The sequence below is a fragment of the Aeromonas enteropelogenes genome, assembly GCF_000819845.1.
Lineage (GTDB): Bacteria > Pseudomonadota > Gammaproteobacteria > Enterobacterales > Aeromonadaceae > Aeromonas > Aeromonas enteropelogenes.
The window spans coordinates 289,490-294,952 of sequence record NZ_CDCG01000018.1 but is presented as its reverse complement, the minus strand read 5'-3'; the positions used below and the strand labels follow the sequence as shown (position 1 = coordinate 294,952).

Genomic DNA, 5,463 nt, shown 5'->3' with positions numbered 1-5,463 from the left:
TTCTCCCGCCTCAGTATGGTGATCAGCCAGCTCTTGGCTGCCTTGTCATCGAGCAAGGTGTCGATGGCCTTCCAGGCGCGCAGGAAGGTCTCTTGCACCAAGTCTTCCGCCACCGCCGGATCCCGGGTCAGCCAGTAGGCGTAACGGTAGAGATCCCCGTGCAGGGCATGGACCAGTGCTTCAAATTTGGTTTGTTTGTCAGCCATATGGTCATAGACCGGCGTACTGGCCGGATCATTTCCTCCAATATGGTGCTGAGCGTGTTTTTTTCTGAAAAACAGCAATGCCATTAAGCACTCCTTGTCAGGGGGCCGATGCGCGGGAGCGAGCACTCAGGTGCGCCAGCAGGCAGATGAGGTGTGCGATCCCGATGGTTTCATGGGGCCTTAGCGTGTCGCCGAGCTGTTGCCAGCGGGGGAGCGGATCAGTTGGCTGGCTGGAAAAACAGGCTCGTTCGAGACCCTTTAGGTGCGCGCCGACATGATTATGCCGAGCTCGCTGCAACTGGTCTAATTCATAATAGGTGCCCTGCCAGCGTAGGGAGGCCCAATGGATGAGCGCTTTTCGGCTGGCATCGGGCCGGTGCAGGCAGAGTGCCCGCTGCAGGTAATAGAAAGCCCGCCAGCGTGGCCAGCGACGCCAGACCATGCGCAGCACCAACGCCAGCAGCACCCACCAGAGACTGTCTGCGGCGACTTCCCGTGATGCGCTCTGCTCTGTTTCATGGCCCGTCGCGGGCTGGAAGCTGAGGCGGGTGGCTGGCAGGGATAGTTGCTCAATTTTGCCAGTTTGAGTGTTGAACCAGCTCAACTCGATGGGGGGCAGCAGGTAGGTACCGGCCTCCTGGGCTGACAGAGTTTGCCGCCACTCTCGCTCGATGTGCAGGGCATTGTCGCGGTAGCGTTCGTTTTGCCGCTCCCCGTCGGGATGGGCCTGCAAACCGTCAGGGAGACGACTTGCCATGAGAGGGGCCAGCTGAACCTGACTGCTGTCGCCATTTTCCAGCGTCAGGGTCAGGATGCGGATCAACGGTTCTCCCAAAAGCCCCTCGCTGGCGGGCTCGATGCGCTGGCGCAAGGTCAGGGCGCTGGCCACGGGTGTGGTGGGAGTCTTGTCCACCCGAACCTGAAGCGGCGCCGCTCTGGCGGAGAGCCGATCCGGCCCGTCCCCTTGCCGGGGCAACTGGCCCTGCAAGCGGGGAGACTCCAATTGCCACTGTCCCGGCTCCCTGGCCTGGATCAGCCAGCTGCGGGTGAGCCTGCCGGGCAATCCCCCCTGTGCGGGGGCTATCCACTCGTCATCGCCAAGGCGGCGAATGATGAAATGGGGAGAGGTCAGCTCGCTCAACCCCGGGTGTTGCAGATTGGCGGGGAGCCAGAGGGTGAGTTGGTAAATGACCGGCTGACCGGGATAGAGGGGTCCTTGATGCAGCAGGCGGGCCTGCATTTCCATCGGCGCGGGTGCTGCGGGTGCTGGAAGTGATGCGGTTTTCGTCACCTGCTGCGGGCGAAAATGGAGGGGGTGGGTCATCTCATCACCCAGCTTGAGGGAGGGAATGATGAGGTCAGCTGTCCCATCGTGCCCCTGGCCGAGGTGCAGGGGGATCTGCCAGCGGGTCAGCTGCTGCACCGGCGTCGTGACTCGACTCATGGTGACCCTGCCCACTGCAAACTGGCGCAGCAGCGGGGCTATCTCCAGCTCGCGGCTATCGCGCTCGCCATCTGCCTCAATGATCAATAGCCAGTCCGCAGGATCGGTGCCCGGCAATAACTCGGCCCGCGGTGGCAAGGCCCAGCCGGGGGAGGCCAGCAGCAACAGGGCCAGTATGAGGTATCTCACCAGGGCGCCTCCACCTTGATAAGCTCCCGCCTGAGCGCCTCCTTGCGAAGCCGCTGTTCAAGCAGTACCACCGGCGGGGCGGGAGGTAAGGGGGTTGGCACGTTTTGGGAGGAAGCGGGTGACGAGAGAGGCGCCGTGTCGGTCTTCTCAGGCGAGGATGCCGCCTGGCTCTGCAGCAGGGAGAGGTTATAGAGGGCATCTTCATGGCCAGGTTCTTGCGCAAGAGCAGCCAGATAGGCCTCTTTGGCGCTGTCCAGTTCCCCGAGCTGTACCAGAGCATTGCCCCGGTTGTAGTGAGCGGTGGCGCTGTCATCTTCCTGATAGGCCGCGATCGCCTGACGAAACTCGCCTGCCCGATACCAGGCGTTGCCGCGCCAGATGGGGTTATCGAAGGCCAGGGCCGCGTCCTCAAAATCTCCTCGCTGATAGGCGGCAAGGGCTTGTTGTTCGGTGAGCTCGTTCGCCTGTGCTGGCGGTGACTGCAACAGTGGCCAGCCAAGCAGCAGCGGCACCATCAGATAGGCCCCCACTCTGGCGAGCAAGGCGAGCAGCAGCAGCGGGATCAGCAGCCAGGGACCGAGATCGAGGGGGGCCGGCGTCAGGGCCGAGCTGGTGGCCGGCAGCGGCGCAAAACGGGGAGGGGCGCCGTCAAGCCACTGCAGTGAACCGCCAAGGCTGCTCGCCAGGGCCTCAATGGCGTGGCCGTCCGGTGCCGGCAAACGGGGGGACTGGCGCGTAAAACCAAGTTCACCGGCCGGGATGGGAGGCATATCTGCCGCTTGGCCGCTGCTGGCGAGCAGGATATCGAGCCGCGCTGGGGCATTGTCGTGGCAAAACAGGCTCTGCTGGCAGGGCCACAGCTTGCCAATCTGCGCTATCTGTTTGGCGCTTAGATCATCGGTGATGAGCAGCAGCCGGGCCTGTTCGCCGGGGACAATCTGTTTCATGGCCAAGGCGACGGCCCGTGCCGGGTTGCTGCCCTGCAGCGGCATGATGGCGGGGCGCAAGTCGGGCAGCAGCAGGGAGAGCGCCTGATGATCCCGGGTCGGCGGCATGGCGAGGTAGGCATCCCCGGCATAGAGGATGAGGGCGATGCGCGCCCCTTGGGCGCTGGCGAGCAACTGCTGCAACTGCCACCTGACCCGGGTGGCCCGATCCGGCTTGAGATCGGTGGCCTCCATGGAGCGGGAGAGATCGAGCAGCCAGATGTCGAGGGGGGCGGCGGGTTGTTGTTGCAGCTCACCGCGCAGAGCCGGCCCGCTCAGTGCCAGGATGACGGGCAAGGTTGCCAGCCAGCGCCAAGGGCGAGATGGCCGGGTGGCAGGCAGCAGATAGGCCTGCATGGCTGGCGCCAGCAGGGGGGGCTGGCGATGGCGTCGCCACCCTTGCCAGAGCCAGGGGATCAGGGCAAGCAGCCACCATGGTCGCAGCAGGATCAGCTCCATCGGCGAACCCTTCTTGCCAGCAGGGCGCGCCAGCCACCAGGAAGCGCGCCTTTGCCATTGGTGGGGAGCAGCAAGAGGGCGCACACCAGTGCCAGTGGCCAGGGATAAAGTTCGGTGATCGGTTGATGGTGCGCAATTGGCCGGGCGGTGGGCTCCAGTTGATTGAGGGCGTCGTTGATAGCCTCAAGATCGGCTTGGGTGCGTGCCCGAAAGTAGCGCCCGTGGCCCACCTCGGCTAACGCCTTGAGCAGGGGCTCATCCAGCTCACTGCTGGGATCGGCCTGGCCGGTGCCCAGCTGATCGTAAGGCAGGACGAAGGTATCCGGATCGGCGCCAACCCCCAGGGTGTAGATCCGCATGCCGCTCGCGGCGGCGAGGCGGGCCTCCTGCAGAGGATCGGCGCTGCCTGCGGTATTGCGCCCATCGGTCACCAGCAGCAGGGCGCCGGGATGGGCTGGGTCGGCGTGCTGGCGAGCCAGCAGAATGGCTTCACCGAGCGCCGTGGTGCGCCCCACCAGATCAAAGTCGAGCTCGTCACTCAAGGTCAGCAGGGCGGGGATCTCCCGGGTCAGGGGGGAGAGCAGGTAGGCGTGATCCGCAAAGACGATAAGCCCGATCCTGTCTCCGGCGCGGGCGGCGATCAGTTGTTTGATCTGCTGGCGTACCGCCGTCAGGCGCGCCAGCTGTTCGCCGCGATCGAGCATGTCGGGGGTGCGCATGCTGTCGGAGAGATCCACCGCCAGCAGCAGATCGCGGCTCTCCTGATAACGCACGATAGGCTCTCCCCACCATTGGGGGCGGCAGAGGGCGAGGATCAGGGCGCACCAGATGAGCAGGGCGCGCCACAAGGGCAAGCCACCGTGGGGACGCAGCAGGGGAAAGCCGGGATGGTGCAGATGACCCCTCTTCAGGGAAGGCAGGCCAAAACGCACCAGCAGGGGCAGCACCAGTGCCAGGGTAAACCAGGGCCATGCGAGGATCATGACTGCCTCCGGCGAGCGCGTCTTGTTGCCAGCAGTGGTTGGCGCAAAAAAACGGTGCGCCCCCAGCGGCGATAGGCTTGCTCAAGCCGAGCACGCTGCTCGCGGGTGGGTGACTGGTTGCCATAGAGCCAGCCGCTCCATTGATCGGCAAACTGGCAAAAATCGCTCCCGCCATGGCGATCGACAAAGGCGAGCCACGCCTCGCCATGCAGCTGGCGAGCCTCGGGCCAGCGCTGCAGCGCCTCATGGCGCAGGGCCTCCTGAAGTCGGGGCACCAGTTGCTGGGGGTCCCCATCAAATTGTCGACACCAGCGCCGGTATCCCAGCACCATCAGAGTGCAACGGATGATCAGCCAGAGCAATGTTGCACCGATCAGTAGCCACAATAGCCCTTGGATCCTCGGGTCCAGGCTCTGTTCGACGATCTCGGGGCCCGGGTGTATGTCCCTCATCAGCGAGCTTAGCGGCGGCGTGATGGCATCCGAAGCGGGGCTAGCAACTTCCAGCGCAGCAGAAGCATTTATCCCTGATGACATAACCCCTCCTGCCACTGTTGCTGTAGCGTCTGGCCGTTGTCGAGCAGATAGAGGCGCTGCACCAGCGGTAACAGTTGCTGTCTGCCATGGGCAAGCTGTTGCTGGGCCGCCAGTTGGTAGCGCCTGGCAAAGCCGGCATGCTGGCCATCCAGCCAGCCTTGATAGTGCCGGGGCGGGCGCTCGATGGCGACAGGCAGTTGACCGTGAGCGGGCAGGTCGGCCTCCAGAGAGTCGCGGATCTGCCAGTAGTGAATATCGTGGCGACGGGACAAAAGTTGCAACTGTTGACACAGGGCGCCATCACAGGGTCTGTGATCCGTGATCAGAGTCAGTCTGGCGCCGTGGGGCAGGGTTAGCCTAGACAGGGTCTGGGCGAGGGTGGGCGCTGGGTCGCGGCTTGTCAGACCGAGACGATAGTGATGACAGAGGGATTCGAGCAAGGGGATGACGCTGCCGCGCTGGCTTAGGCGATGGGGTTCGGCACCGTGGCAGATCAAGGTGTTGTGTTGCTGTTCCCCTTGCCAGATCAGGGCGGCGGCCAGCTCGCATCCCAGACGAGCCTTGAGTTGCAGCGTGGAGCCGAAATACATGGCGGGGGAGAGATCGAGCAGCAGCCAGTGGGCCTGATCCTGCTCTTCACTATAGAGGCGGGTATAGGGT

The 5,463-nt window shown here is 64.1% G+C and carries 6 protein-coding genes; all 6 read right to left on the bottom strand.

Annotated elements, in window-relative coordinates; genetic code table 11:
• Nucleotides 1-290: sigma factor (locus BN1123_RS08085; protein ID WP_042026311.1), on the bottom strand; the 290-nt coding region annotated here is incomplete at its 3' end.
• Between the two features lie 13 nt (nucleotides 291-303).
• Nucleotides 304-1,839, bottom strand: a complete 1,536-nt coding sequence (locus BN1123_RS08080) for a hypothetical protein (protein ID WP_224212377.1) — start codon at nucleotides 1,837-1,839, stop codon at nucleotides 304-306.
• On the bottom strand, nucleotides 1,836-3,284 hold the full coding sequence (locus tag BN1123_RS08075) for a vWA domain-containing protein (RefSeq protein ID WP_042026309.1): 1,449 nt from the start codon (nucleotides 3,282-3,284) through the stop codon (nucleotides 1,836-1,838). Before BN1123_RS08075 ends, BN1123_RS08080 begins: the two co-directional genes overlap by 4 nt.
• Nucleotides 3,275-4,267, bottom strand: coding sequence for a VWA domain-containing protein (locus BN1123_RS08070; RefSeq protein WP_042026308.1), 993 nt, complete (start codon nucleotides 4,265-4,267; stop codon nucleotides 3,275-3,277). Before BN1123_RS08070 ends, BN1123_RS08075 begins: the two co-directional genes overlap by 10 nt.
• A complete protein-coding gene (locus BN1123_RS08065) occupies nucleotides 4,264-4,803 on the bottom strand; it encodes a DUF4381 domain-containing protein (protein WP_042026306.1) in 540 nt (179 codons plus the stop codon). The genes BN1123_RS08070 and BN1123_RS08065 overlap by 4 nt, the downstream gene beginning before the upstream one ends.
• Nucleotides 4,788-5,463: DUF58 domain-containing protein (locus BN1123_RS08060; protein ID WP_042026483.1), on the bottom strand; the 676-nt coding region annotated here is incomplete at its 5' end. The genes BN1123_RS08060 and BN1123_RS08065, both read right to left, overlap by 16 nt.